Origin of the sequence: Streptomyces sp. NPDC092296, assembly GCF_044755465.1 — a bacterium.
GTDB lineage: Bacteria > Actinomycetota > Actinomycetes > Streptomycetales > Streptomycetaceae > Peterkaempfera.
Genome location: NZ_JBIVRB010000005.1, coordinates 200,662 through 225,376 on the forward strand (window position 1 = coordinate 200,662; position 24,715 = coordinate 225,376).

Sequence of the window (24,715 nt, forward strand, 5' to 3'; positions counted from 1 at the left end):
GATTCCAGCAGATGAACCGGCACAAACCCCGGGCAGCGCGGGAGCCCCGGGAGACGATGATCATCATCGGCGGCGGCCTCGGCGGCCTCTCCACCGGCTGCTACGCCCAGATGAACGGCTACCGCACCCAGATCTTCGAGATGCACGAGATCCCCGGCGGCTGCTGCACGGCCTGGGAGCGCGGCGACTTCACCTTCGACTGCTGCATCAGCTGGCTGCTGGGCAACGGCCCCGGCAATGAGATGCACCAGATCTGGCTGGAGCTGGGCGCGATCCAGGGCAAGGAGATGCGGCACTTCGACGTCTTCAACATCGTGCGCGGCCAGGACGGCCGGGCCGTCTACTTCTACAGCGACCCCGACCGGCTGGAGGCCCACCTGCTGGACCTCTCGCCCGCCGACGCCCGGCTGATCCGCGACTTCTGCAACGGCCTGCGCAAGTTCCGCAAGGCCATGGCGTCCTACCCGTTCCTCAAGCCGGTCGGCCTGATGGGCCGGGTGGAGCGGTGGCGGATGCTGGCCTCGTTCATCCCGTACTTCAACACCATCCGCAAGTCCATCACCGTCCTGATGACCGACTACTCGGCGCGGTTCCAGGACCCGCTGCTGCGCCAGGCGTTCAACTTCATCCTGTACGAGAAGCACCCGAACTTCCCGGTGCTGCCCTTCTACTTCCAGTTGGCCTCGCACGCCAACATGTCGGCGGGCGTGCCCGAGGGCGGCTCGCTGGGCCTGGCCCGCTCGATCGAGCAGCGCTACCGGCGGCTCGGCGGGGAGATCACGTACAACGCCAAGGTGGCGGAGGTGCTGGTCGAGGACGACCGGGCGGTCGGGGTGCGGCTCAGCGACGGGCGGGAGGTCCGCGCCGACATCGTGGTCTCCGCCGCCGACGGCCACACCACCATGATGAAGCTGCTGGGCGGCCGGTACCTGGGCGACACCTACCAGCGGCTCTACACCAAGACCATCGAGGAGCCGGGCATGGTCTTCCCCGGCTACTTCATCCTCTTCCTCGGCCTGCGCCGTCCGTTCCCCGAGGGCGACCCCTGCACCACCCATCTGCTCACCGAGGAGGAGGCGGCCCCGCTCATCGGCATCGCCCAACCCAGCATCAATGTGCAGTTCCGCAGCCGGCACTACCCCGAGCTGTCGCCGGAGCAGACCTCGGTGGTGTACGCCACCTACTTCTGCGACATCGCGCCCTGGCGCGAGCTGGACGAGGGCCCGGAACAGGTCACCCGCCGCCGGGGCGGTTCCGAACTGCACACCCTGCCGGTCCGGCACGGGCGCGGCTACTACGCGGGCAAGCACCAGGTGCGGGACGCCATGCTGGACTTCCTGGAGAAGCGCTACCCCGGCCTCAAGGACGCGGTCGCGGTGCGCGATGTCTCCACCCCGCTCACCCAGGTCCGCTACACCGGCAACTACGACGGCACGGTGCTCGGCTGGCAGCCCTTCGTGGAGAGCGGCGAGACGCTGGAGGTGGAGATCAAGAAGAACGGCCCGGCGCTGCCCGGACTGGAGAACTTCTACCTCTCCGGGGTCTGGGCCACCACCGGCGGCCTGATCCGGGCGGCCGCCGCCGGGCGGCACGTCATGCAGTTCATCTGCCGCGACGACGACCGGCCGTTCACCGCCAGCATCGACGACACCGCCCCGCTCCCCACCCACACCATCATCCCCGTCGGCCCCCACCTCACCCCGGCCGGCACCGACCCCGCACTCCCCGTCCCCGCCCTCGTGGGCACCGCCCCACCCGGCCCGGGAGGCTCACGCTAGCCGCCGACCCCCGAGGTGCTGAGCGGTCGTAGGAACGGCACGACCCGGCGATGAGTGCTGCGGTGTGGTGATCACGCCCGGTGGCAGCGCTCATCGCCGGCACCCGCTGGGCGTCGCGGACCGCGACGCCCAGCGGCTCGCTGTCGTGGCCGGGTCGCGCCGCCGGACTGCCGGTCCTGCCCGCCGCCGTGGTGGTCGGTCCGGGTGGTCGGTCCGGTCGGATGGGCGGCCCGGTCAGGCGGTCGGCCCGGTCAGGCGGGCGGGCGGCGGGTGATCCCGTTGAGGACGATGCTGACGACCGCGCGCAGCTCCATGTACAGCTGGAAGTGGTCGTTGGGCTGGCGAACCCAGCGGTACAGGGTGCCGAGGTAGGCGTCGCGCAGCAGGTTGCCGACCCGCTCGGGGTCGGCGTCGGCGGCCAGGTCGCCGCGGCTGAGGCCCGTCCGGACCGCCTCCGCGAATATCTCCGCGGCGTAGGGCTCCTCCAGGATGGGGCGGCCGGTCTTCACCCAGGCGACCAGCATGGCCCGGGTGACCTCGCGCTCCTCGTTGTTGAGGGCGGAGAGCACGGTCATGCATCGGTCGAGGTAGGCGGCGGTCTCGATGTTCTCGGTGTTCATGGACTCCCGGATTCCCTGCTGCAGCCTCTCGCGCCGCTGATCGCCCCAGGCGGCGATCAGGTCTTCCTTGCGCTGGAAGTAGTTGAAGAAGGTGCCCCGGGCGACGTCGGCCCGTTCCGCGATCTCGTCGATGGAGGTGTGCTCGTACCCCTGCTCGGCGAAGAGGGACAGGGCCGACTGGTACAGGCGCTCCTTGACCCGCTGCTTGTTGCGTTCCCTACGGCCGGTGGGGGCCGGGTTCCCGGGGGGCTGCGTACTGGGGGTCATGTGCACTCCTGATGGCCTGTCCGCTATCCGTGTACCACGATACAATATTGCTCTTTAGTATTGGCGTGACCCGGTGTCAGTACGGAGGCTGCCGCGCGGGCCAGTTCGCGCGGCAGCCTCACAGCGGGAGGGCACGGGCTTCAGCCCACGACTGCGGCGTCGACCTCCAGCAGGCTCCGGACGCTCTGCGGACCGAGTAACTGGCTGAGCGTCAGGTGGAGCCCGTACCGGCGCAACCGCTGCCGGAGCTGGGTGGCCATCAGCGAGTCGAGGCCGTAGTCCCGCAGCGGGCGCCGGGTGTCGATGCTGCCGATCGGCATGCCGAGTACGGCGGCCGCCTCCCGCAGCAGGGCACCGCCGTCCGGGCCCCGGTCGGCAGCAGGCAGAGCGGATGCGGCTGCCATGGACGCGGGCGCGGCCGGTGGCCAGGCTGCCGGTGCCCCGGTCGACGGTGTCTGGGTCGACGGTGTCTGGGTCGAGCGTGTCTGGGCCGAGCGTGTCTGGGCCGAGGGGGCCGACGGTGCGGCGACCGCGCTCCGCCCGGTGGCGACGGCGGCCGGGGCCGTGGCGAGCCGCCTGCCGACCGAGGCCAGCAGCACCGAGGCCCGTGTCCGGAGCGCTTCCAGCGGCGCGGAGGCCAGCCGCCCGGGGAGCCCGGCCGTGAGGAGCGGGACGACGGCCGACCGGGCGGGCCGCTGCGGGCCGCCGCCGGGCAGGCGGCGGAACACGATGCCACGGAACTCGGCGAGCGGCCGGCCGTCGGATGCGGCCAGCAGCACATCGGCGCGGGCCGGTCGCCCGCTGCGCTCCGGCGTGAACACCACGTGGCTCCAGAACTCGTCCGGCAGCTCCTCGAACAGCCGGACCTGTTCCATGGACTCCGGCAGATAGACGCAGGTCGCCGCGTCGGCCCGGCCCCCGGTCGGCAGAGCGGCCAGCACGGTGAGCAGCCCGGCCTCCAGGGCGGTGGCCTCGGGGGCGTCCGGCCGGCGCAGCCGGGCGACCGCCTCGCCGTCGGCCCGCCACAGCCGTTCGACGGTCCGCAGGTCGGGGTGGATGTCCACCCCCCGGGCCTCGGCGCCCCGGTAGTAGGACTCGGCGGGCAGATAGCCACGGCAGCGCGCCAGCGCGGCGTCGAGGTCGGCGGCCGTGGGCGGGCCGTCGGCGTCGGAGACCGGTACCACCAGGGCGCGCATGCGCGGCCCCGGGGCGTCGGGGTGGGGGTCCGTCGGCTCGGAGAGGGCCCGCAGGGCGCCGTCCGGGTCCGGGGGATCGAGGGTGACCCGGAATGTCGCGCCGTCCGTGCCGCTGAGGTCGAGCGGGGCACCTCCCAGCGTCAGCCGCCGCACCGCGAACGCGCTGCCGCCGGTCGCCGCTCGGGCGGCTTCGAGTACGGCGACCAGGTGTGCGGTGACCGGCAGCGGCACGATGCCTCGGACACCCACCCCGCCGACCCGGCGCTCGAAGCGCACGGTGTGCTCGGCGCCGGCGGTCGCGGGCCGGTGGCGCAGCGGCTGCCCGTCCCAGGCGTAGCGCGGCAGGGCGACCGGGCGGAACGCGCTGCCGTACCGGCGCTGCCAGTCGACCCGCCCGCCGTGGGCGAACAACTGCCCCACCGCGCGGGTGAGTTCGTACGCCTCGTCGCAGTCGCGGCGCAGCGAGGGCACCACGGCCTGCGGGTGGTCGGCGGCGGCGAGGGTGTCCTCCACCGCGCCAGTGAGCACGGGGTGCGGGCTGATCTCGACGAAGACGCTCTCCGCCTCGGCGGCGGCGGTCCGCACCGCGTCGGCGAAGCGGACGGTGCGGCGCAGGTTGCGGGCCCAGTAGTCCGCGTCCAGCGAGGCGTCCTCGACCTGGCGGCCGTGGACGGTGGAGAGCATCGGGACGGCGGGCGCGGTCGGGGTGAGGTCGGCCAGCGCGAGGCACAGCTCCTCGCGCAGCAGGTCCATGTCGGGGGAGTGGGAGGCCACGTCCACGTCGACCCGCCGGTGGAAGACGCCGTCCCGCTCCAACGTCCGGGCGAGGTCGTCGAGGTCGCGGACCGGGCCGGCCAGCACGGTGGCGCCGGGGGAGTTCTCGGCGGCGACGCAGACCGCGCCCGAGTAGCGGGCGGCCGCCCGGCGGGCCTGCTCGGGGGAGAGGGCGGCCACGAGCATCGCGCCGCGTCCGGAGAGCCGCTTCATCAGGGCGCTGCGGCGGCAGATCACCGCGGCGGCGTCGCGCAGCGAGAGCGCTCCGGCGGCGTGGGCGGCGGCGGACTCGCCCATGCTGTGCCCGATGCACAGGTCGGGCGTGACGCCCTGTTCGCGCCAGGCGGCGGTCAGCGCGACCTCGACGGCCCACAGCGCGGGCTGGACGGCCTCCACCCCGGACGGGAAGGCGGCCGACTCCCGGGTCAGCAACTCGGTGACCGACCAGCCGAGTTCGGCCCGGACGGCGTCGTCGCACGCGGCCATGGCGGCAGCGAACGCGGGTGAGGACGCCAGGAGGCCGCGGCTCATCCCGAGCCACTGTGAGCCCTGGCCGGGGAAGACGAAGGCGGTGCGCCTCGGGCGCCCGTAGCCGGCCTCGGCGATGCCGCCGGCGGTGGTGGGCTCGCCGTCCGCGAGGGCGCGCAGCGTGTCGGCCAGCTCCCGGTGCGTGCTGCCGACCGCCCAGAGGCGGTGCGGGTGGGCCTCGCGGCGCAGCGCGGCGGTGGCGCAGATGTCGTGGAGGTCGTCGTCGGCGCCACGGCCGCCGGGGCCGAGGTGGTCGGCCCAGGAGCGGGCGAGCCGGCGCAGTGACTGCTCGGAGCGGGCGGAGAGTACGAGCAGCTGCGGGCCGGCGGGCCGGGCACCCGCGTCGGCGGTGCTGCCCACGTGGGCGGTGCTGCCCACGTGGGGTGTTCCGGGCCGGTCGGCGGGGTGGGCGTCGGCGGTGCTGCCCGCGTCGGCGGGGATGAAGGCGCCGACCACGGCATGGGCGTTGGTGCCGGAGAGGCCGAAGGCGCTGACGCCGACCAGGGCACGGTCTCCGGCCGGGTCGAGCGGCACATTGCGGCGGACGAGTTCGAGCCGGGCGTCGTCGGCGGCGAGCAGCGGGTTGAGCCGGTCGGCGTGCAGTGACGCGGGGATGGTGCCGTGCCGTACGACCAGGACCGCTTTGATCAGGCCGGCGATCCCGGCGGCGGCCTCGGTGTGCCCGATGTTCGACTTGACGGAGCCGATCCGCAGCGGCCGTCCGGTGTGGCCGGCGGCCTCCAGCGCCTCGGTGAGCGCCCGCAGTTCGACGCCGTCGCCGGCGGGCGTGCCCGTGCCGTGGGCCTCGACGTAGTCGAGCGCGGCGGGGGTGGTCCCGGCGCTCCGGCAGGCCGCCTGCACCATCTCCCGCTGGCCGCCGACGGCGGGATGCAGCAGCAGTCCGTCGCCGCGCCCGTCGTTGGTCACGGCACTGCCCATCAGCAGGGCGAGGACCGGGTCGCCGTCGCGCAGGGCGTCGGGCAGCCGCTTGAGGATCACGGCTCCGACGCCCTCGCTGCGGACGAACCCGTCGGCGTCGGCGTGGCCGAACTTGCAGCGGCCGTCCGGGGAGAGCATGGACGCCTGCGAGTAGGCGATGGCGTCGTCCGGGGTGAAGACCAGGTTGACGCCGCCGGCGATGGCGAGGTCGCTCTCGCCGGTGATCAGGCTCTGGCGGGCGGCATGCACGGCCACCAGCGAGGAGGAGCAGGCGCTGTCCAGGACGAGGCTCGGCCCGTGCAGGTCAAGCGCGTAGGAGACCCGCCCGGCGGCCATCGCCCGCAGTTGACTGCCCGTCACATCGCGTAGGTCCGGGCTGCGCTGCTCGGGGGTGAGGCGGACGTACTCGGCGGTGGCCTGGCCCACGAAGACCCCGGTGCGGGAGCCCGCCAGCGAGGAGGGCACGACGCCGGCGTCCTCCAGGGCCTCCCAGACCACTTCGAGCAGGATGCGCTGCTGGGGGTCGACGGTGCGGGCCTCGGCGGGGGAGAGGCCGAAGAAGCCGGCGTCGAAGACGAACGGGTCGGCCAGGAAGCCGCCGTGCCCGGAGACGGTCTTGCCGGGCGTGCCGGGGGCCGGGTGGTAGTGGGGGCCGACGTCGAAGCGGTCGGCCGGTATCGGCGTGACGGCGTCCGCGTTGCCGAGCAGCAGGGTCCACAGTTCGTCGGTCCCGGGGGCCTGCGGGAACCGGCATCCCATGCCGATGATCGCGATCGGGGTCGGGGTCGGGCCGTCTCCGTGAGCTGAGCGTTCCATGGGGTCACCTTCGGGCTGGCGTCGGGTGGTGGAGCTCTAGCGGAACGGCTACAAGTCTGATTCAAAAATGGATGGCAGGTCAAGGTTGTTCTCAAGATGGGAGCAAATGGCAGTGGAGGCTCCTGCTGTTTGGATCGTTTGCCCTGCTATGTCAGGTGGTGAGATGTGACCCCCGTCACACCTGAGGGATCTTCAGCATAAATATGGATCGGAGTATAAAGTTGCTTGAGCGTTCATGATGGCGACCCAGGGAGCTGTGATGGCATACGTCGTGGAGCGGGAGTTTCTGGACGATGCGGACGGGCTGCGCAGGGCGTACGAGGCACACTGGCGGTACTTGCGACGCCTGGTGGACCGGGGCTTACTGATCGGTGGCGGCCCCTGGGAGGACGGGGCCGGCGAGGTGCTGCTGCTGGGGGCCGCCGGGCGGGAGTCGCTGCGCGGCCTGCTGGACGCCGACCCGTATGTGCGCGCGCGGCTCGTGGCACGGGAGCGGACCCGTGAGTGGCAGATGGCCCTCGGCTGCACCGCCGCCGGACCGGCACCGGCGCCCGCCGCCGGTCCGGCCCTCACCGCAGGCGGGCCCCGCACCGGGGGCGTGACGGGCGCGGCGCTGACCCCGCATGAACGCCGGATCGCCGACATGATGCTCGACGGCCTGACCAACCGCCGGATCGCCGAGTCCTTCTCCGTCTCCCCGCGCGCCGTCGAGCAGCACATCACCCGCATCTACCAGAAGCTGTCGATCCGGCGCCGCGCCCAACTGGCCGCCGCGCTGCACGGCATGGCGCCCGGTCCGGGCGCGGCCGAGTGGGACGGTGCGGCGGTGCCCGCCCTCGCGCGCTGAACCCAAGCGTTCGGCCGCCCACCGCGAGGCGGTGGGCGGCCGAACGGTCGTCACCGCTTTGGGCGGACTCGCCAGTACTCCAGCACTGCGGCGCGCAGCGTCCGCTGCGCGGTCACCGTCGAGGTCGCGTGCCAGACCGAGGAGTCGAAGGCGATCAGGGTGCCGCCCGTCGGCGCCAGCGAGAGGATCGGCGCCTGCCCGGGATCGCGGGAGCCGCGCACCTCGAAGTGCCCGCCGCCGTCGGCCGGCCAGTCCTGGTCGAAGTAGAGCACGGCGGTGATCGCCTTCTCCGGCTCGTCGTGGTGCAGCGAGATGAACTCGCCCGGGAGGTGGGTGAAGAGGCCGACATCGCGGGGCAGCGACCAGAGGTCCAGGTCCAGTTCGGCGCCGAGCCGGCGGGTGAACTCCTCGCCGGCCAGCTCGTCGAGCAGCTTCGACCACAGGGGGTCGAGCCCGTCGGCGGCGGGCAGCCGCTCGCCGTCCCGGGACAGCCAGAGCGATTCGAGCTGGAACCGCTTCACCTCGTTGTCGACCACCACCCTCTCGTACCGGTCCTCCGCCGGCTGCGTCCGGTTCAGCTCCCGCAGGTCGGCCTCCTCCAGCAGGCCCCGCACCACATGGGCCGCCACCGCATCCGAAACCTTGTCGAACCGCGCACGGGGATTGAGCATCGTGCAGTCCTCTCCTGGGAGTTGACGCCGGGCGCATGGTCGCGCACCCCGGCGCCGGGAGCCTGTCGGCGGCCCGTTTCGAGGCTATGGGCGGCACCGCACCGGGGGCTGTACGGAGTTCCGCAGCCGCAGCCGTGCCCGCAGCGCCGCCCTCGCCCGGGGCCGTTCACAGCAGCGGCCCGAACCGGGCCACCACCTCGTCGGCACCCAGCGCCCGCACGATCTGGAACAGGTCCGGGCTCTGGCTGCGCCCGGTCAGGCAGAGCCGGACGACATTCGCCACGTCCCGTACCGAACCGGGGTGGGCGTCCGGTGCCTGCCGCAGCGCGGCGACGCTCCGCGCGAAGCCGTGCCGCTCGGCCAGCTCCCGGAGCTGGTCGAACCACCGGTCCGGGTCGGTGTCATGGCGGTAGGAGGCCGTGAAGTCGCGGGCCAGCGCGCGCACCAGCCGGGGGTCCAGACCGCCGAAGGCGCGGTCCTCGGGGCCCGCCACCGGCACCTGGCCGCCCGGCAGCAGGAACCCGTACGCCTGCCGGAAGTCCGACCAGCAGGCCAGCTCCTTGCGCGGACTGCCGGTGCCGAACTGCGCGATCCGCGCCGCCGCGAGAGCCGCCTCCCGGTGCCCGTCCAGCAGCCGGTGGAAGGCGCGGTCGTGCGCGGCCGCCCACGCCAGGACGGCCGCCAGCACCTCTTCGGGGGTCAGCGTGGAAATGTACTCCCGGCTGATCGAACGCAGCTTGGCCGCGTCGACCATCGGCCCGGCCGTCCCGATCTCGGCCAGCCGGACCGGTTCGGCCAGCGCCTTCTCCGTGGGCAGGTCGGAGAGCCGGCTGTTGGCCAGCCCGCGCAGATAGTGCTGAAGCGCCTCGACCGGATAGCCGGCGGCCAGGTAGAAGGCCGCGGCCGACTCCGGGTCCTTGCGCTTGCTCAGCTTGCGCCGACTGGCGCCGTCCACCTTCATCAGCGGCGAGACATGGGCGTACGCCGGCGGCTCGAAGTCCAGCGCCTCGTGCAGCTGGCGGTGCAGCGGCAGCGAGGACAGCCACTCGTCACCGCGCACCACCAGGGTCACCCGCATCAGATGGTCGTCGACCACATGCGCGAAGTGGTAAGTGGGCAGCCGGTGCCCGTCCGCCTCGGACTTGAGGACGACGGCGTCATTGCCGTTGTCGAGCATGGTCACCGCCCCCCGGACCCGGTCGGCGAACCTGACCCGACCCGGTATGCCCTGCGGGCAGCGGAAACGCACCACGTACGGCTCACCGGCCCGCACCCGGCGGTCGGCCTCGGCCGGGTCCAGGTTCCGGCAGGCCGCCCACCGGCCGTAGTACCCCAGCGGCGAACGGGACCCGCGCTGCTCCTCGGCGGCCCGCGCCAGGGCCTCCGGCGGGCAGAAGCACGGGTAGGCGCGGCCACGGCGCAGCAGCTCACGGGCGTAGGAGAGGTAGATCCGCTCCCGGTCGGACTGCCGGTAGGGGCCGTAGCGGCCGTCCGGGTCGGCCTCGTCGGGGGTCAGGCCCAGGTGGGCGAAGAGCCGGTCGAAGTCCTCGGCCGCGCCGGCGACCTGCCGGGTCTGGTCGGTGTCCTCGATTCTGACCAGGTACGCGCCGCCGGTGCGGTGGGCCAGGTCCCGGGCCAGCGTGGCGACGTACACGCCGCCCAGGTGCAGCGAGCCGGTCGGGCTGGGGGCGAACCGGGTCACCTCGGCGCCCGGCGGAAGTCCACGGTGCGGGTAGCGGTCCTCCCAGTCCCGGGGGCTGGGGAGGTCTGCGGGGAACCACGAGTCCACAAGGTCGCTTTCGGGCATGGCGAAGTCCCTCGATCGGTGTGGATGGCGGCTCGCGGCGGACTGCCGCGACGCGTTGAGCCGTCACCCTAGGCCGGGGATCGGCGCAGGTGGGAGCCTGGACGGCTCGGCGGTGCGGGAACCCGAACACCCCGGCGGCCGAAGCGGCCGGCCGGGCTGCGGGTGGGCGATGCTGTCATTCCCGCCGGTCCCCGGCCGCCGTACCGGGCGGACGCATCGAAGGGGCCGGGCGGACGCACCGAAGGGGCCGGGCGACGCTTTGAAGGGGGAAGGAAGAACCCGTGTTACGACTCCTGCCGCTGGGCCTGGGCGCCTTCGTGGTCGGCACCGACGCCTATATGACCGCCGGACTGCTGCCCGGCATCGCCCGCGACACGCACGGCTCGGTGGCGGCCGTCGGCCAGCTGGTCACCGCCTTCACCCTCTGCTACGCCCTGCTCGCGCCGCTGCTGGGCTCCCTGCTGTCCCGGCTGCGGGCCCGCCGGGTGCTGCTGTGGGCCCTCGCGGTCTTCACCGCCGCCAACCTGGCGACCGCACTGGCCGGTACGACCGGCCTGCTGCTGGCGGCCCGCAGTGTGGCCGGGGTCGGGGCGGGGCTGTTCATGCCGGTCGCGGCGACCGCCGCGGCGGCGCTGGCGGAGCCGGGCCGGCGTGCCCGTGCGCTGGCCGTCGTCCTCGGCGGCCTGAGCTCGGGCACCGTGCTGGGCGTCCCGCTCGGCTTGGCGCTGGCCGACCGGTGGGGCTGGCGGGCGGCGCTGTGGCTGGTCACCGCGCTCGGCGCCGCCGCCCTGCTGGGCACCGCCCGGCTGCTGCCGGACATCACCACCGTCACCATGCCGGGCCTGCGCCGGCGCCTGGCCCAGCTGCGCGACCCCAAGGTGGGCGCGGTGGTGGCGGCGACCTTTCTGCAGACCACGGCGAGCCTCGGCCTGTACACCTACCTGGCGGCGGTGCTGCATGGCTCGGTCGCCGTCTGGCAGTTGTGGCTGTGGGGGCTGGGCGGAGTGGCCGGCAGCTTCGGCGTCGGTCCGCTGATGGACCGCTGGGGCCGGCCGGCGGCCTTCTCCGCCGTCCTGCTGGCCGTGCTGGCCGGGTCGCTGGCCGGTCTCGCGGTGCTGCGCTCCCTGGTCGCGGTCGCGCCGCTGCTGCTGGTGTGGGGGGCGGCCGGCTGGGCGTTCGTGGTGCCGCAGCAGCACCGGCTGCTCGCCCGCGACCAGGGCGGTGGCCCCGCCGCCCTGGCCCTGAACAGCTCCGCCACCTATCTGGGCGGGTCGGTCGGCTCGGCGCTCGGCGGGCTGGCGCTCGCCCGGGGCGTACCCGCGACGGGTCTGCCCCTGCTGGCCTGCGCCGCGGCCGTGGCCGGCCTGCTGCTCCAGCTGACGGCCGGCGACGGCGCGCCGTCCGCCGCCGGGGCCCGGTCCGCCGAGGCCCAGCCGACCGAGCCGTGAGACCGAACCAGCCGTGAGACCGAACCAGCCGTGAGTCCGAACCAGCCATGAGACCGAACCAGCCGTGAGACCGGCGGGCCCGCCCGCCGAGTACCGATCCACCCGACAACCACCGGAGGTAGCCGTGAAGTTCGGCGTCAACGTTCCCAACTACGGCGGCGACGCCTCGCCCCGGACCCTCGCCCTGTGGGCCGAGCGGCTGGAGGACCTCGGGTACCACCACCTGATGCTCTCCGACCACGTGGCGATCACCCCCGAGGTGCAGCAGCTGTTCCCGGCGCCCTTCTACGACCCGTTCACCGCGCTGGCGTGGCTGGCCGGCACCACCCGGCACATCGGCCTGGGGACGACGGTGGCGATCCTCCCGTACCGCCACCCGGTGCACCTGGCCCGGGTCATCGCCAATATCGACCAGCTCAGCGGGGGGCGGTTCGTCTTCGGCGCGGCGGCGGGCTGGGCCCCGCGCGAGTTCGCCGTCATGAACGCCTCCTACCGGCGGCGCGGCGAGGTGAGCGACGAGTACCTGGAGGTGATCCGGGCCTGCTGGTCCGGCAGCACCGCCTCGTACGACGGCCGGCATGTGTCGTTCCGCCAGGTCGCCACCGAGCCGCTGCCGGTCCGGCGGGCCGACGGCCGCACCGCCCCGCCGGTCTGGGTCGGCGGCCACAGCGCGGGGGCGATGCGCCGGGCGGTACGGCTCGGTGACGCCTGGCACCCCACCTCGGTCACCGGCGGGTGGCTGACCGGGGTCGGCCTGCCCACCCTGAAGCGGATCGCGGAGGAGCACGGGCGGCCGGTGCCCGCGCTCTGCCCCCGGATCAAGCTGCGGATCACCGACGGGGACATGGGCCGCTACCGGGTCCTCGGTGAGGGCTCCCTCGACCAGATCCGCCATGACCTGGAGTTGTTGGAGCGGCTCGGCGCCCAGTCGGTCGTCCTGGACCCGACCTACCCGGGCGAGGCCAGGGGGCGCGCCCGTACCGACGCCGACCTCAAGGCACTGGAGATCCTCAGCGAACGGGTGGTCGACCTGGAACAGCAGAGCCTGCGCTGACGTTGCATCAGGGACCTTTCGCGGCCCGGCCCCGGGCCCCTGCTGCAAGGAGAATCCGGATGAGTGCCGTCAGCGAACCCCGGGCGGCCAAGGGCCGCACGCCCGACGTCGACCTGCGGAAGCTGCGCGTCCTGCGCGAGCTGGAGCAGCGCGGGACGATCAGCGCCGTCGCGGAGGCACTGCACCTCACCGCCTCCGCCGTGTCCCAGCAGATCACCGCGCTCGGCCGGGACCTGGGGGTGCCGCTCACCGAACCGGTCGGCCGGCGGCTCCGGCTGACCGGCGCCGCCCGGCTGGTCCTGGCACACGCCGAGCAGATCTTCGCCCAGGTCGAGCAGTTGCACGCACAGCTCGCCGCCTACCGGGAGGGCGGCATCGGGGAGGTCACCATCACCGGCTTCGCCGGGGTGCTCTCCCCGCTGGTCCTGCCGGCGGCCGGCCTGCTCAAGCGGGACCAGCCGGCGCTGCGTACGGTGCTGACCGAGGTCGATCCGCCCGCCAGCTTCGACCAGCTGGCCCGGGGCGAGACCGATGTGGTGATCGCCGCCGAGTCGCCGGCCGCCCCGGTGGCCGACGCCCGCTTCCACAAGGTGCCGCTGATGAGCGAGGGCTTCGACCTGGCCCTCCCGGTCGGCCACCGGCTGGCCGACGCGCCGCAGGTCACCCTGGCCGACCTCGCGGACGAGCCATGGATCTTCGCCACGGTCGGGATGTGCCAGGAGATCCCGCTCTCGGCGTTCGCGGCGGCCGGGTTCACCCCGCGCTCCGCGCACGCCATCGGGGACTGGTCGGCCACCTTCACCGCCGTCGGCCTCGGCATGGGCGTCTGCCTGGTCCCGCAGGCCGCCCGCCCCGCCGCCCGGGGCGACGTGGTGCTGCGCCCGTTCGCCGACGCTCCGCGCCGCAACCTGTTCGCGATGGTCCGCGAGGGCAGCCAGAGCGCCCCCGAGATCACCACCGCCCTCGCCGCGCTCCAGGACGCCGCCCGCGCCGCCGAGACCGTTTAGCCGCCACTGAAAGGTGACTCTCGGAATTCCTCGATGGACGCCCGACCCCGCCGGGTGTGAAGCTCGTTACCGAGGCCGGACGGCGCGTCAGCCGCAGGCCGAACCCCCGCACAGCGAGCGACGTGGCACGCCGCCACGCGGTTCGCCGTGCCCATCGGGAAACGACGTCTTCAGAGAGCAGGGAGAACCATGTCCAAGGCGGCATTGGTACGGCTGAGCGCACTGAGTCTGCTGTGGGGCTCGGTGTTCCTGTGGATCAAGATCTCCGGATACGCCTTTTCGCCGGTGGAGATGGTCTTCGCCCGGCTGGTGCTCGGCGCGGCCGTCCTGCTGGGCTACGCCTACGCCCGGGGGCTGCGCCTGCCCCGCGACCCGAAGATCCTCGGCCACATGGCGGTCGCCGCGTTCCTCGGCAACGCCGTTCCCTGGCTGCTGTTCGCGGAGGGCGAGCGGACCGGGGCCAGCTCGATCGCCGGCATCGTCAGCGGCACCGGCCCGGTCTGGACCCTCACCACCGCCGTGATCCTCGGCCAGGAGAAGCGGCTCGGCGGCGGACGGATCGCCGGGATGGCGCTCGGCCTGGCCGGCGTGGCGCTGGTGGGCGCGCCCTGGACGCACCACGCGCAGCTCAGCACGGGCGCCGTGCTGTGCTTCCTGATCGGCGCGATCAGCTTCGGCTCCAGCTTCGCCTACGTGGGCCGCTTCCTCGGCGGCCGGGGAGTGCCGTCCCTGGTGCTGGCCGGCGGACAGCTGGGCATCGCGGCGCTGCTCACCCTGATCGTCATCCCCTTCTTCGGGGTGCAGGCCGTCCACTGGCGTGCCGACTCCACCGTGGCCCTGATCGTCCTCGGCGTCGCCTGCACCGGCTTCGCGGTGCTGCTCAACACCGAGATCATCACCAAGGACGGGCCGGCTGCGGCGGCCACCGTCATCTACCTGATGACCGTCGTCTCCGTCCTGCTCGGCGCCGCCTTCCTCCACGAGTCGCTGTCCTGGACCGTGCTGGCCGGTACCGCCGCCGTGCTCGGCGCGGTCGCCCTGCTGCGCCGCAAGCCCGCCGCGAAGACGGCCGCCCCCGCCCCGAGCGCCCCGAGCACGCCGAGCGCCCCGAGCACGCCGGTCGCGGCCTCCGCCGACTGACCCCGGCGGGCGACCCGTCCGGCGCCCAGCGCGCCATTCCGATCCGCGAGGGGTCCGATCCGCGAGGGGCCCGATCCGCGAGGGGCCCGATCCGAGAAGGGCCCGATCCGAGAAGGGCCCGATCCGCGAGGGGTCCGACGACCCCGGCCGGCCGCCGAGAGGCGGCCGGCCCACGCGGGCGACCCAGTCCACCGAGGGGGAGTAGAACCGTGCCCTACACCGTCGAACGAGTCATCCGAGCCGACGACCGGAACGCCGGACGCCTCCGGGAGGCCCACCGGGCGTACTGGCAGCACCTCGCCGAGCAGGGCATCCTGCTCGGCGGCGGCCCCCGGCACGACGTCCGGGGCGACATCCTGGTGATCGAGGCGCCCGACGAGATGGCGTTGCGCCGCATCCTGCGGGACGACCCGTACGCACGCGAGCGCCTGGTGGTGGAGACCCGCACCCGGGCCTGGGAGGCCGTCATGGGCCATGTGCTGCCGACCGGGATGGAGCGCGCGGTCGCCGGCCGGCCCCGGTCCGCCGCCGGTCCGCCGCCGGCCCGGGGCCGGACCCCGGCCCCGAAGCGGCCCACCGACGGGCCCGAGGCTCGGGCGCCCCGGGATTTCCTCACCCCGCACGAGCAGCGGATCGCCCGCATGATGCTCGAAGGAATGACCAACCAGCGGATCGCCGAACGGTTCGACGTCTCCACCAGGGCCGTGGAGCAGCACATCACCCGGATCTACCGGAAACTCTCCATCCGGTGCCGCGCCCAACTCGCCCAGGCCCTGCACGGCGTGTCCGCCGCCCCCCGCCCGGAGCGGCCCCGCCTCACTGCGTGATTCCGTAGTGCCGCCCCGCTTCCGCCTTGCTTAGAATCGGTGGCCGGACCCCCTTTTCGCCATCCGGCGCGGCGGGCCCGGCCGACGCTCGGCAGGTCGGCCGGGCCCGCCTTTCCGGCGTTTCCCTTAAACCGCCGGACGGAAAGCCGAGAAAAGGATTCGAAAGGTCGTACGGAATTCCGTAGTGCCCGCGCGGCAATGCCGTCCATAAGGTGATGGCATTGATTCCGACCGCGGGATGAGGTTCCGATGACCCTGCAATCCGCAGCCAAGCTGGGGCTTGTCGTTCCCTCCGGGAACGCCGCCGCCGAACCGGAGGTCGGCTGCCTGGTGCGGCCCGCCCTGAATGTGCACACCTCCCGGTTCCCCCACCTCACCGGCCAGGGCCTGCGGGCCCGGCTCGACACCTACAACGAGATCCTGCCCTCCGTCATCGCCGGCTTCGGCCGGCTGGCCCTGGACGCCGTGGTGGTGGCGTGCAGCGGGTCGCACTACCTGCTCGGCCCGGACGAGGACCGGGCCTTCTGCGACAAGCTCGGCGCCGAGGCCGGCGCCCCCGTCGCCTCCTCCACCATCGCCACCCTGGACACCTGCGCCGACCTCGGCCTGGACCGGGTGACCCTGGTGTCGCCGTACGAGCCGTGGCTGACCGAGCTGTCCCGCCAGTACTGGGAGGCGGCCGGCATCACCGTCGAACGCGTCATCAAGGTGCGCGCGGGCGACCGGTTCTCGCCGTACGACGTCACCACCGAGGAGCTGGTCACCCAGGTCCTCGCCGCAGAGCCCGCCGACGACGAGGCGCTGCTGCTCACCGGCACCGGCATGTTCACCTTCGAGGCGCTGCGCGAGATCGGCGCCGGGAACGACCGGACCCTGCTGACCTCCAACGTCTGCGCCGCCCGCTGGGCGCGCCGGAAGACCGGCGCCGCCCCCGTCCGGGGCGACCAGCCCTGGCTGCTGCGCCGCCTGGCCGACCAGGCCGGTGACGTGTGAGCGCAGCCGCCGCCCCCGTCGTCGTCGCGGGAGCGGGACCGGTCGGGCTGACCGCCGCCCTGGTGCTCGCTCGGGCCGGAGTGCCGGTGGTCGTCCTGGAACGCGCCGAGGGGCTGTCGACCGCCTCCCGGGCCTCCACCTTCCACCCCGCCACGCTCGACCTGCTGAGCGAACTCGGCGTCGCCGACGAGCTGACGGCCCTCGGCCGCCGGGTGGACCGGGTCCAGTGGCGCGACCTCGACCAGCGGGTCCTCGCCGAGATCGGCTACGACCTGCTGGCCGGCCGCACCGCCCACCCGTTCCGCGTCCATGTCGAGCAGTCCCGGCTCACCCCGCTGCTGCTGCACCGGCTGGCCGAACTGCCGCACGCCGACGTGCTGTTCGCCGGCGAGCTGACCGGCGTCAGCCCGCACGGCTCCTCGGTCCGGGTGCGGTACCGGGACGCCGCCGGGCGGCACACCGAGCTGGAGACGCCCTACCTGCTGGCGGCGGACGGCGGCCGCAGCACCGTACGACGGGAGCTGGGCCTGCCCTCGCAGTCCCGCTCGTACCCGTCCTACGCGCTGCGCGTCGTCACCGACACGCCCCTGGACGAGCTGCTGCCGGGCCTGCCGCCGCTCGCCTACGTCCGCGACCCGCGCCAGTCGTACAGCGTGCTCGGCATGCCCGACCACTGGCGGCTGATCTTCCGCATCCCCAACGACGTCCCCCCGGACCGGGTGACCGGCGAGCGGGCGGTGCGCGCCCTGCTGGAGCGCGGCCTGCCCGCCGTGCACGGCGAGGTACGGGTCCGGGACGCCCACACCTACCGGCTCTCGTCCTTCGTCCTGCCCGACTACCGGGCCGGGCGGGTCCTGTTCGCCGGGGACGCCGCCCACCTCACCTCCACCGCGGGCGGGATGAACATGAACTGCGGCCTGCACGACGCCGTCGCCTGGGGCCGCACGCTGGCCGACGTCCTGCTGCACGGTGCCGGCCAGGAGGAGCTGGACGCGACCGCGCACCGGCGCCGCTCGGCCGTCCTGGACGCCGTCCTGCCGCGCAGCGAGCAGCGCACCGCCGGCCTGGCCGGCGGCCTCGCCGAAGCCGTCGCCGAGGTCCGCCGCACCGCCGCCGACCCCAGGCTCGCCACCGACTTCCTCATCGAGGCATCACTGCTGGACTGCGCACCGAACCGGCAACTCGTCACCTGACCACCCACCCGAAGGGCGGCACGACATGCGGATCTGGTTCCACAAACACACCGTCGAAGGGCGGCTCCCGCTGCTCGACCAGTGGTACCGCGAGCACCTGGACGCCATCGCGAGCCCCGGTACCGTCATCGACGTCAGGACCCTGCCCGCCGACACCTACCGAGGCGACACCCCGTTCGGCCTGGTCGGACACCACTCGGCCCAGGTCCTGTTCAGCGAGTACTTCGCCCACTCGGCGGTCCGCGCCGAGCGGGCGGGCTACGACGCCTGGATCACCGCCGCCGGCCAGGACCCCGGCCTGCGCGACGCCCGCCACCTGGCCGCCATCCCCACCCTGGGCTACGGCGAGACGGCGTTCTTCCTCTCCGCGATGACCGGCCAGCGCTTCGGCCTGCTCGGCTTCATGCCGCTGCTCCAGGAGCCGATCCGGGCCAACATCACCCGCTACGGCCTGGACTCCGCGCTCGCCGCGTACGAGGTCGTCCCCGGCGGCTGGGACGGCGTCCACCGGTCCCTGGACGGCGACTTCGACCAGTTCATGACGGTGTACTCCGAGGCCGCCGAACGCGCCCGCCGGGCCGGCGCGGAGGTCATCGTCCCGGCCGAGGGCATCCCCAACGAGATCCTCTGGCACCTGGGCGTCCGGGAGCTGGGCGGACTGCCGGTGGTCGACCCCGCCGGACTGGCCGTCAAGTTCGCCGAGCTCTCCGACAACCTGCGCCACCTACAGATCTTCTCCCGGTCCGGGGCCGGCTACTGGCACGGCCGCCCGGACCTGGAGACCACCCAGCACCTCGAAAAGGTCTTCATCGGCTCGACCCTGACTGGAGCGTGACCGCCGTGATCCCCAACCTCAACACCTCCGCCGCCGCCGTCTCCGCGCCCGGCACCCCCGGCCTCCCGCTGCACCGGCCCCGCCGGCTGCGCCGCACCCCCGCCCTGCGCCGGCTGACCGCCGAGACCCAGGTCAGCGCGAACAACCTGATCATGCCGCTGTTCCTGCGCGAGGGCATCAGCGAGCCCAAGGAGATCCCCTCGATGCCGGGCGTGTTCCAGCACACCCGCGACACCCTGCGCAAGGCGGCGGCCGAGGCCGTCGCGGCCGGCGTCGGCGGACTGATGCTGTTCGGCATCCCGCAGCACAAGGACCCGACCGGCAGCGGCGCCCTGGACCCGCAGGGCGTGCTCCAGACCGGCCTGCGCGACGTGATCGCCGAGGTCGGTGACAGCACCGTCGTCATCGGCGACATCAACCTGGACGAGTACACCGACCACGGCCACACCGGCGTGCTCGGCGCCGACGGCGACGTGGACAACGACGCCAGCATCCGCCTCTACGCCGACGCCGCCGTCGTCCAGGCCGACGCGGGCGCCCACATCGTCGCCCCCAGCGGCATGATGGACGGCCAGGTCGCCCACATCCGGGCCGCCCTGGACGCGGCCGGCCACCAGACCGTCGCCATCCTCGGCTACTCCGCCAAGTACGCCTCGCACTTCTACGGCCCGTTCCGGGACGCGGTCGAGTCCTCGCTGCGCGGCAACCGCAAGACGTACCAGCAGTTCCCCGGCAACATCCGCGAGTCGCTGCGCGAGGTCGACCTGGACCTGGCCGAGGGCGCCGACATGGTGATGGTCAAGCCGGCGCTGCCGTACCTCGACATCCTGCGGATGGTCGCCGACCACGTGGACGTGCCGATCGCCGCGTACCAGGTCTCCGGCGAGTACTCCATGATCGAGGCCGCCGCCGCGCGCGGCTGGATCGACCGCGACGAGTCCGTGGTCGAGGCGCTCACCTCGATCCACCGGGCCGGCGCCTCCATGATCATCAGCTACTGGGCCACCGAGTTCGCCCCGCGCCTGGCGCTCTGACCACCGCCGCGCCCACCGCGACCCGCCCTTTCCCGACAGTGAGGTATCACGACCGTGGAACCAACGACCGTACCCGACCCCGATCTGCTGGTGCTCGGCATCAGCCACGCCACCGCACCGCTCCACCTCCTGGAGCGGCTCTACGAGGCCCCCGAACCCCTTGACGACCTGGTCAGCCGGATCTCGGCCACCGAGGGCTTCGCCGCCGCCGCCGTGCTCTCCACCTGCAACCGCATGGAGGTCTACGTCGAGGCGGCGCCCTCCGCCGACGCCGGGGCCCTGGCCGCGATGCTCGCCGAGCACACCGGCGTCAGCCCCGCCGAGATCACGCCCTACCACTACGCGCACACCGGCCGGCACGCACTGCGCCACCTCTTCCAGGTCGCCTCCGGACTGGACTCCGTGGTCCTCGGCGAGGACCAGATCCTCGGCCAGCTGAAGGAGGCCCTGGAGCGCTCCCAGCGCGCCGGGAGCAGCAACAAGGGCCTCAACCAGGCGTTCCAGACCGCGCTGCGGGTCGGCAAGCGGGCCCGCAACGAGACCGGCCTCAACGAGGCCGGCCGGTCGCTGGCCACCGCCGGACTGGCCTTCTTCGAACGGCTGGTCGGCTCCCTCGCGGGCAAGACCGCCCTGGTCATCGGCGCCGGCTCGTTCGGCGGCGTGGTCCTGGCCGCACTGCGCAGGTCCGGCCTGGAGACCGTCCACCTGGCCAACCGCACCCCCGACAAGGCGCAGCGGCTCGCCGAGACCGCCGGCGGCACCGGCTACTCCCTGGAGGAGGTGCCCCGGCTGCTCACCGAGGTGGACGTGGTGGTCAGCTGCACCGCCGCCACCGAACCGCTGGTCGGCCGACCCGAGGTGGAGCGGGCCATGGCCCTGCGCGGCGGCCGGGAGCTGTATCTGCTGGACCTCTCGCTGCCGCGCAACATCGATCCGGCCGTCGCGGAGGTCCCCGGCGCCGTCCTGGTCGACCTCCAGCGCATCGCCCAGGACGGCAGCGGCGACGAGCTCTCCGTGGCCAGCGTCGCCACCGCGCACGAGATCGTGGACGCCGAGGTCGAGAGCTTCGCCGCCACCCGGCGGGTCGCCCGCGCCACACCGATCCTCGCCACCATGCGCGCCACCGCCCAGGAGGCCACCACCGCCGAGCTGGCCCGCCTGACCAAGCGCCTGGACACCGTCGACGACCGCACCCAGGCCGAGATCAGCCAGAGCGTCCGGCGCATCGTCGACAAGATGCTCCACCTGCCCACCGTGCGCGTCCGCCAGCTGGCCGGCGCACCCGACGGCGCCGTCTACGTCGACGCCCTCGGCAAACTCTTCGCCCCCGAGAACCGCGCCTCGGACGCCCAGGAGGTCATGGTATGAGCGCCATATCCCAGCTCTGGGAGGCCGACTCGATCGCCGTCATCGGCGCCACCGAACGGCCGGGAGCCCTGGGCCGCAAGCCCATGGACTACTTACTGCGCTACGGCTACAAGGGCCGCATCCTGCCCGTCAACCCCCGGGCCACCGAGATCCTCGGCGTCCCGGCCTACCCCAGCCTGCGCGACGCACCCAGCCCGGTCGACCTGGCACTGATCATGGTCTCCGCCGAGCGGGTCGCCGGTGCCGTGGACGACTGCGTCGCCGCGGGCGTGCCGCTGGCCGTCATCGCCTCCTCCGGCTTCGCCGAGACCGGCCCCGAGGGCGCCGCCCTGCAAGCCGATGTGGTGGCCGCCGCCCGAGCGGGCGGGCTGCGCCTGATCGGACCGAACTGCATCGGCGCCGTCGCCTACAACAGCCGCGTCCTGGCGACCTTCAGCCCGCTGTTCGGCGCCGACGACGTCCCGTTCGAACCCGGCTCGCTGGCCTTCGTCAGCCAGAGCGGCGCCCTGGGGTTCGGCGCCGCCAGCCTCGCCCTGCAGCGCGGCCTGCGTCCCGGCTGGGTCGTCAGCACCGGCAACGACGCCGACGTCACCGTGCTGGAGGTGCTTCAGGAACTGGCCCGCGAACCCGAGTGCCACGGCCTGCTCGGCTATCTGGAGGACGCACCGGACATCGAGGCGCTGAAGAGCATCAGCGAGTCCGGCAAACCGGTCGCACTGCTCAAGTCCGGCCGCACCGAGGCCGGCGGCCGCGCCGCCGCCTCGCACACCGGGGCGCTGGCCACCGACGACCGGGTGCTGGACGCCGCGCTGCGCCGACTGGGCATCGCCCGGGTCGACGACATCGACGAACTGCTCGACGTGGCCCACGCGTTCGAGTTCCCGCTGCGTCCGCGCGGCCCGAGGGTCGCGGTCGTCACCACCTCGGGCGGCTCCGGCATCCTGGCCGCCGACGCGGTCGAGGAACGGGGACTGGAACTCAGCGACCTCACCCCGGAGAGCAAGGCGGCGCTGGCCGAGATCGTCCCCGCCTTCGGCGCGGTGGACAACCCGGTCGACATCACCGCCATGGTGCTCAGCGACCCCACCCTGTTCGACCGGTCGCTGGACGTGCTGATCGCCGACGACACGGTGGACATCATCATCGCCTGCTTCTGCGTCATGGCCAGCACCGACGTCCAGAAGGCCGTCACCAGCCTCGGGAAGGCCGCCCGCAAGGGCGGAAAGCCGATCCTGGTGGCCCGGACCGGCGCCGACTTCCTGGCCCCCGACGCCCCCGCGATGCTGCGCGAGGCCCAACTCCCCGAGTACCCCACCCCCGCCCGCGCGCTGCGCGCCGCCGGCGCGCTGTGGCAGGTCAGCCGCCCCCGGACGCCGCTCGCGCCCGTCGCGGCCGGACCGGGCGCCGTCCCGGCCCCCGCCTCGGGCGCCACCGAGCCGGAGCTGAAGCGCCTGCTCTCCGACGCGGGCGTACGGGTGCCGGCCGGCCGGCTGGCCCAGGACCGCCGGGACGCCGCGGCGGCGGTGCGCGAGGTCGGCGGCCGGGCGGTGCTCAAGGCCGTCGTCCCCGGCCTGCTGCACAAGACCGAGGCCGGCGGCGTCCGGCTGGGCGTCACCGAGGAGGGGGCCGCCGAGGCGTACGACGCGCTGCGCGCCCTGGGCGGGGACGTGCTGGTCGAGGAGGAGGCACCGGACGGCGTCGAGGTCATCGTCGGGATGCGCGGCAGCGCGCTCGGCCCGGTGCTGACCGTCGGCCTGGGCGGCGTCTTCACCGAGATCCTGGCCGACGCCGGTCACCGCCTGCTGCCGCTGGCGCCCGGCGAGGCCGAGCAGATGATCGCCGAGCTGAAGGGCGCCGCGCTGCTCACCGGCGCCCGGGGCGCGGCCGCTTCGGACACCGCGGCCCTGGCCGAACTGCTGGAGCGGGTCGCCGCGCTGGCCGCCGGCTGGCCGGACGGCTTCGAGCTCGACCTCAACCCGGTGCGGGTCCTGCCGCAGGGCGTCGTCGTCCTGGACGCGGCGTACACCGCCACCGGCTGACCGGCCCCTCGTCCAGTGGCGGCCCGCACCGGGCCGCCACCGGGCACCCGCTCCCCACCGGGCGCCCACGCGCCCCCAGCGCTCCCGCATTCCGGTCCACCGACCCGACCCGACAGACACGAAAGGCAGCGCGATGTCCGCTGTAAGCCCGACCGCGACCTCTCCCCGGCTCTTCGAGCGCGCGGCCGCCGTCATCCCCGGCGGGGTGAACTCGCCCGTGCGCGCCTTCGGCTCGGTCGGCGGCAGTCCGGTCTTCATGGCCTCCGCCGACGGCCCGTACCTCACCGACGTCGACGGCAAGGAGTACGTCGACCTGATCTGCTCCTGGGGGCCGATGATCCTCGGGCACCGCCACCCGGCCGTCCTGGAGGCCGTCCGCACGGCCATGGAGCACGGCACCTCCTTCGGCACCCCGACCGAGGGGGAGATCGCCCTCGCCGAGGAGATCGTCTCCCGGGTCGAGCCGGTCGAGCGGGTCCGCCTGGTCAACTCCGGCACCGAGGCCACCATGTCGGCCGTCCGGCTGGCCCGGGGCTTCACCGGCCGCAACCGGGTGGTCAAGTTCGCCGGCTGCTACCACGGGCACGTCGACGCGCTGCTCGCCTCGGCCGGCTCCGGCCTGGTCACCCTCGGCCTGCCGGACACCCCCGGCGTCACCGGAGCCCAGACCGGCGACACCATCGTCCTGCCGTACAACGACCTGGCGGCCGTCGAGCGGGCGTTCGCCGCGTACGGAGACGAGATCGCCTGCGTCATCACCGAGGCCGCGCCCGGCAACATGGGCGCGGTGCCGCCGCTGCCCGGCTTCAACGCCGGCCTGAAGGACCTCTGCCGGCGGCACGGTGCGCTGTTCGTCTCGGACGAGGTGATGACCGGCTTCCGGGCGAGCCGCGCCGGCTGGTACGGGCGCGACGGCGTCACACCCGACCTGCTGACCTTCGGCAAGGTCATGGGCGGCGGCTTCCCGGCGGCGGCGTTCGGCGGCCGGGCCGATGTGATGGACCAGCTCGCCCCCAACGGCCCCGTCTACCAGGCGGGCACCCTCTCCGGGAACCCGGTGGCCACCGCCGCCGGCCTCGCCACCCTCCGGCAGTGCACCGACGAGGTGTACACCCGGCTGACCCAGGCCGCCGACACCATCGGCACCGAGGTCTCCAAGGCGCTCTCCACGGCCGGGGTGGCCCACCGGTTGCAGTACTCCGGCACCATGTTCTCGGTCTTCTTCAGCGACCGGGAGGTCATCGACTTCGACGGTGTGAAGGCCTCCGAGTCCTTCCGGTACACCGCCTTCTTCCACGCCATGCTGGAGCAGGGCGTCTACCTGCCGCCGTCCCCGTTCGAGGCGTGGTTCGTCTCCGCCTCGCATGACGCGCGGGCGGTGGACCGGATCGTCGCGGCCCTGCCCCGGGCGGCCCGCGCCGCCGCCCAGGCCCGTCCGTAGCAGCCCCAGCACGCGGCGGCGGCCGCACCCCGGACCGGGGTGCGGCCGCCGCCGCGTCGTACCGCCCGAACCGCCGACCCGGGCCGGCCGGCC

Annotated in this window: 18 protein-coding genes; 14 read left to right on the top strand and 4 right to left on the bottom strand. The window is 73.8% G+C overall.

Annotated elements, in window-relative coordinates; all coding sequences use genetic code 11:
* Nucleotides 1–11: 11 nt before the first annotated feature.
* Complete coding sequence (locus ACIQGZ_RS15845; protein ID WP_402602227.1) at nt 12–1,778, top strand: phytoene desaturase family protein; 1,767 nt, start codon at nt 12–14, stop codon at nt 1,776–1,778.
* Between the two features lie 251 nt (nt 1,779–2,029).
* Here the strand turns inward: ACIQGZ_RS15845 and ACIQGZ_RS15850 are convergent, their stop codons facing one another.
* Both ACIQGZ_RS15850 and ACIQGZ_RS15855 read right to left on the bottom strand, forming a co-directional pair.
* A complete protein-coding gene (locus ACIQGZ_RS15850) occupies nt 2,030–2,665 on the bottom strand; it encodes a TetR/AcrR family transcriptional regulator (protein WP_402602229.1) in 636 nt (211 codons plus the stop codon).
* 140 nt (nt 2,666–2,805) lie between these two features.
* Nucleotides 2,806–6,918 carry a type I polyketide synthase gene (locus tag ACIQGZ_RS15855; RefSeq protein ID WP_402602231.1) on the bottom strand — a complete coding sequence of 1,371 codons (4,113 nt, stop codon included), beginning with the start codon at nt 6,916–6,918 and terminating at the stop codon, nt 2,806–2,808.
* Nucleotides 6,919–7,177: 259 nt separating this feature from the next.
* On the opposite strand from ACIQGZ_RS15855, the gene ACIQGZ_RS15860 reads away from it, so the two are divergent.
* Nucleotides 7,178–7,765: a LuxR C-terminal-related transcriptional regulator gene (locus tag ACIQGZ_RS15860; RefSeq protein ID WP_402602232.1), complete on the top strand. Its 588-nt coding sequence runs from the start codon at nt 7,178–7,180 to the stop codon at nt 7,763–7,765.
* 50 nt (nt 7,766–7,815) lie between these two features.
* Here ACIQGZ_RS15860 and ACIQGZ_RS15865 read toward each other — a convergent pair whose 3' ends face one another.
* Together ACIQGZ_RS15865 and ACIQGZ_RS15870 are read right to left on the bottom strand one after the other, a co-directional pair.
* Nucleotides 7,816–8,436: a 2OG-Fe(II) oxygenase gene (locus ACIQGZ_RS15865; protein WP_402602234.1), complete on the bottom strand. Its 621-nt coding sequence runs from the start codon at nt 8,434–8,436 to the stop codon at nt 7,816–7,818.
* Nucleotides 8,437–8,602: 166 nt separating this feature from the next.
* Nucleotides 8,603–10,243, bottom strand: coding sequence for a glutamate--tRNA ligase (locus tag ACIQGZ_RS15870; RefSeq protein ID WP_402602236.1), 1,641 nt, complete (start codon nt 10,241–10,243; stop codon nt 8,603–8,605).
* Between the two features lie 281 nt (nt 10,244–10,524).
* Here ACIQGZ_RS15870 and ACIQGZ_RS15875 point away from each other — a divergent pair, with 281 nt between their 5' ends.
* The 12 genes from ACIQGZ_RS15875 to hemL all read left to right on the top strand — a co-directional run bounded on the left by ACIQGZ_RS15875 (nt 10,525) and on the right by hemL (nt 24,622).
* Nucleotides 10,525–11,691: an MFS transporter gene (locus tag ACIQGZ_RS15875; protein WP_402602237.1), complete on the top strand. Its 1,167-nt coding sequence runs from the start codon at nt 10,525–10,527 to the stop codon at nt 11,689–11,691.
* Nucleotides 11,692–11,815: 124 nt separating this feature from the next.
* Nucleotides 11,816–12,745: a TIGR03619 family F420-dependent LLM class oxidoreductase gene (locus ACIQGZ_RS15880; RefSeq protein WP_402602238.1), complete on the top strand. Its 930-nt coding sequence runs from the start codon at nt 11,816–11,818 to the stop codon at nt 12,743–12,745.
* Between the two features lie 59 nt (nt 12,746–12,804).
* Entirely contained in the window at nt 12,805–13,752 is a 948-nt protein-coding gene (locus ACIQGZ_RS15885; protein ID WP_402602239.1) for a LysR family transcriptional regulator, read from the top strand.
* A gap of 189 nt (nt 13,753–13,941) precedes the next feature.
* Nucleotides 13,942–14,892 (top strand): DMT family transporter, encoded by a 951-nt coding sequence (locus tag ACIQGZ_RS15890; RefSeq protein ID WP_402602240.1) that lies wholly within the window; start codon nt 13,942–13,944, stop codon nt 14,890–14,892.
* Nucleotides 14,893–15,101: 209 nt separating this feature from the next.
* On the top strand, nt 15,102–15,719 hold the full coding sequence (locus ACIQGZ_RS15895) for a LuxR C-terminal-related transcriptional regulator (RefSeq protein WP_402602242.1): 618 nt from the start codon (nt 15,102–15,104) through the stop codon (nt 15,717–15,719).
* Nucleotides 15,720–15,968: 249 nt separating this feature from the next.
* Nucleotides 15,969–16,712 (top strand): arylmalonate decarboxylase, encoded by a 744-nt coding sequence (locus tag ACIQGZ_RS15900; protein ID WP_402602243.1) that lies wholly within the window; start codon nt 15,969–15,971, stop codon nt 16,710–16,712.
* Complete coding sequence (locus tag ACIQGZ_RS15905; RefSeq protein ID WP_402602244.1) at nt 16,709–17,905, top strand: FAD-dependent oxidoreductase; 1,197 nt, start codon at nt 16,709–16,711, stop codon at nt 17,903–17,905. Before ACIQGZ_RS15900 ends, ACIQGZ_RS15905 begins: the two co-directional genes overlap by 4 nt.
* Before the next feature lie 25 nt (nt 17,906–17,930).
* On the top strand, nt 17,931–18,740 hold the full coding sequence (locus ACIQGZ_RS15910) for an aspartate/glutamate racemase family protein (protein ID WP_402602245.1): 810 nt from the start codon (nt 17,931–17,933) through the stop codon (nt 18,738–18,740).
* Between the two features lie 5 nt (nt 18,741–18,745).
* The gene (hemB, locus tag ACIQGZ_RS15915; RefSeq protein WP_402602383.1) at nt 18,746–19,774 is read left to right on the top strand and encodes a porphobilinogen synthase; all 1,029 of its coding nucleotides are present in this window, start codon (nt 18,746–18,748) and stop codon (nt 19,772–19,774) included.
* 54 nt (nt 19,775–19,828) lie between these two features.
* Nucleotides 19,829–21,142: a glutamyl-tRNA reductase gene (gene hemA, locus ACIQGZ_RS15920; protein WP_402602246.1), complete on the top strand. Its 1,314-nt coding sequence runs from the start codon at nt 19,829–19,831 to the stop codon at nt 21,140–21,142.
* Nucleotides 21,139–23,181: an acetate--CoA ligase family protein gene (locus ACIQGZ_RS15925; RefSeq protein WP_402602247.1), complete on the top strand. Its 2,043-nt coding sequence runs from the start codon at nt 21,139–21,141 to the stop codon at nt 23,179–23,181. Before hemA ends, ACIQGZ_RS15925 begins: the two co-directional genes overlap by 4 nt.
* A 133-nt stretch (nt 23,182–23,314) precedes the next feature.
* Entirely contained in the window at nt 23,315–24,622 is a 1,308-nt protein-coding gene (gene hemL, locus ACIQGZ_RS15930; protein WP_402602249.1) for a glutamate-1-semialdehyde 2,1-aminomutase, read from the top strand.
* Nucleotides 24,623–24,715 lie beyond the last annotated feature (93 nt).